The organism is Kocuria atrinae (assembly GCF_039531425.1).
Classification (GTDB): Bacteria; Actinomycetota; Actinomycetes; order Actinomycetales; family Micrococcaceae; genus Kocuria; species Kocuria atrinae.
In genome coordinates this window covers 1-2,693 of record NZ_BAAAQA010000031.1, presented here as the reverse complement: position 1 = coordinate 2,693, position 2,693 = coordinate 1, and the positions used below count along the sequence as shown (strand labels likewise).

Annotated in this window: 4 protein-coding genes and 1 pseudogene; 3 read left to right on the top strand and 2 right to left on the bottom strand. The window is 60.4% G+C overall.

The window, feature by feature from the left end; all coding sequences use genetic code 11:
- Window positions 1-167 (top strand): transposase (locus ABD283_RS12525; protein ID WP_344225326.1); only part of this gene is annotated, 167 nt, incomplete at its 5' end.
- A 388-nt stretch (window positions 168-555) separates the two neighbouring features.
- On the opposite strand, the gene ABD283_RS14390 is transcribed toward ABD283_RS12525, so the two are convergent.
- Window positions 556-723 carry a HepT-like ribonuclease domain-containing protein gene (locus ABD283_RS14390; RefSeq protein WP_409339831.1) on the bottom strand — a complete coding sequence of 56 codons (168 nt, stop codon included), beginning with the start codon at window positions 721-723 and terminating at the stop codon, window positions 556-558.
- Window positions 724-769: 46 nt separating this feature from the next.
- Here ABD283_RS14390 and ABD283_RS12520 point away from each other — a divergent pair, with 46 nt between their 5' ends.
- Together ABD283_RS12520 and arfB are read left to right on the top strand one after the other, a co-directional pair.
- Window positions 770-1,099: a YciI family protein gene (locus tag ABD283_RS12520; RefSeq protein WP_095797544.1), complete on the top strand. Its 330-nt coding sequence runs from the start codon at window positions 770-772 to the stop codon at window positions 1,097-1,099.
- Between the two features lie 100 nt (window positions 1,100-1,199).
- Entirely contained in the window at window positions 1,200-1,643 is a 444-nt protein-coding gene (gene arfB / locus ABD283_RS12515; protein WP_315279527.1) for an alternative ribosome rescue aminoacyl-tRNA hydrolase ArfB, read from the top strand.
- 69 nt (window positions 1,644-1,712) lie between these two features.
- On the opposite strand, the pseudogene ABD283_RS12510 reads toward arfB, so the two are convergent.
- A pseudogene (locus tag ABD283_RS12510) lies at window positions 1,713-1,844 on the bottom strand (helix-turn-helix transcriptional regulator); the annotation flags it as partial.
- Window positions 1,845-2,693 lie beyond the last annotated feature (849 nt).

The following is a 2,693-nucleotide window of genomic DNA, read 5'->3' as shown; positions in this document are numbered from 1 at the left end:
CCTACTTCGACACCGACGGCGCGAGCAACGGTGGTACCGAGGCCATCAACGGGATCATCGAACTCGGCCCCCGCATCGCCCGCGGCTTCCGCAACTTCGAGCACTACCGCCTCCGCATGCTCCTCATCACCGGTGGACTCGACGCCTCACCCCACACTCAACTCTGAAGAGCCCAATTACCACCGACCCCATACCGCCTGCAGCGACCAGCCCCCGGCCTCACACACCCCAGCCCGTGTCAGCAACGTCACGCCCTCTTACAACTAGGCCGCCCGCATGGCCGTCACGCCACTCATCATGAGGCCACGTCAATCCGCCGGGAACTCGCACGGGTCCACCAATGCGCGGAAGGCTGGCCTCAGCGACCCGATGCCGCGTCGGCAAGATCGGTACTTTCGGCACCCGCTGGCACGAACGGCGTCGACCTTGAGGCATTGCCAGCCGCTCTCGCGTGGGAGATCGCCGTCTGCTGGAAACCAGAACCTTCATATGCTCGCGAGTTGGCGGAACAGATGCTCGCAGGCAAGGGAAGTCGCATGCTCTAAGGGTGCGTAGTCACATCCTCAATGTCGCCTCGACGTAGTCACGAATCGTGGGCAGGTCAAAGACCAAGGTGTCCCAAATAGCTCCATAATCGGTGCCTTCGCAATGATGTGCTAAGCAATCACGCATGCGCTTGATCAACAACCACGGCACGCTCGGGTGCGCCTGTCCGGTCGTCAGTCAGACGAACCAAGGTGGCCCAGACGTCACAACATATACTTCGTTGATGGGCAAATTCCTCGCGATTCTCCACGGTGGCGCCGACCCCGACAAGGACCAACTCACGGATGAGCAGCAGAGCGAGTTCATGACTGCGTGGGCCACCTGGGCACAGGCGCACGAGGAGGCTCTCCTTGATCCAGGCTCGCCGCTCTATCGAAAGAAACGAGTCACCTCGACCTACGTTGAGGATTTCGAGGACTCCAAGATTGCCTACGCCCTAGTAGACGCACCGTCCCACGATGCCGCCGCCCAAATGTTCAAGGACCATCCTCATGTGGGCCTGCACGATGGCAACTCAATCGAGGTCATCGAGTGCCCAGTGATCCCCAGTTGAATGTGTGTAGATGTCATGACTGATGTAATGCGAGCGGTGAAAGGGCGCACAACCCGATGGGCTCTAATCCGGCGAGATCACCGAGACCCGGGTTCGTGACATGGACGCACTGACCATTGCCCCCGGTCCCGGAATCCCCAGCGGCCTAACCATTCCCGCTGCGGACCTCACAGAGCAATTCGCTCGTTCATCCGGCCCCGGTGGGCAAGGGGTCAACACGACCGATAGCAAAGTGCAGTTGTCCGTCGACCTCGCGCGTGTAAGCGTTTTCAGCGAATCGCAACGGCAACGCGCGATTCAGAACCTCGAGCACCGGCTCTCCGGCACCGTCCTCATGGTCGAGGCCTCCGAGCAGCGTGCTCAGTTCCGAAATCGGGCTCTCGCCCGGCAACGACTAGCGGACCTCATTCGGGAGGCGCTGGCACCTCCCCCGCCCGCCCGACGGGCCACCCGGCGCACCCGCGGATCAGTGCGCCGTCGGCTCGCGGCCAAGCAACGCCGCTCCGAGATCAAGGCGACCCGGCGGCGTCCGAGGGGCGATTGACTGGTTCCGGGAGCTTCTACGGTAGGCCCGCCATCGGGCCGTTTGCAGTGGAGCAATACCCTCGAGTCGCTATCGAAGAGCACGCCGCTCAAGCCTCAGCTCGTACAGGCTTTGCAAGTTCATCCATAATTCAGCGAACGTCCCGAAGAACTTGGCCAACCGCACCGCCGTATCCGGGGTGCTGCCGCGCTTACGTTGCACGTTACAACCCGCACCCTTGACGTACTGCGAATGCCAGATTCGTTGAGTGGCATGACTGCAGAACGATCTGATCAATTGGTCATGCAAAGGGGCATCGCGCCAATAGGGCTAGGCGTCAACCCGAAACCTCACTTGGAGGTTCTCGTTGGGCCACAGAGATCCGGCGGCATGGCCCATCAGGAGTTTCGGGTAGTAGGTCCATGCAAACCAAGGTGCTACGGGCGACCTCCCAAGTGATCCGTCGAGACATAGACCTCCGGCTGCCAGCGCCACTCCAAGAACTCTTCGTTGCGAAGGGCACGATCGGATGGCTGCAGTAGATAGAACCATGTAGCTGTAGTGCGCCGCGGCCCACACAACCCCTGGACGTACACCACGGAAACTTCGATCCGCCCAACCCACCACACCCGGATGTACATGCAAGGCAGCAAATGTCAGATGTTCCATAGTTCCCTGGCCCGCGCGCTCGTACCATCGGACGCAGGCACGAGTGTTGTTGACATATGTTCCGCCAACCAGATCAGCTGCCATTACGGCCATGATCATTGCAATTTTTCCGTTTGCCCCACGTCGCTTTGCCCGCAGCCCGGCTCCGATCAGTCCAATGACAGCGGAGCCAATGGCAATGCAGTTATCCACACGTGTCGCCTCAGGGCCCACAAAATTACCCCAAGCACGTTTGATCGATCTGAATAACTCGCTCATTTCGGGCCTCCAGCGGTCACCCCGTTATACCTCAACCCAATACCCCACCAACTTCCCTAGTCAAGCAACATCTGGAGGGACTGTCAGAAGAACGGTGTGTGAGGGTCCGGCCTGATCCGAGAGGAGACGGCCGTGGCTGACACG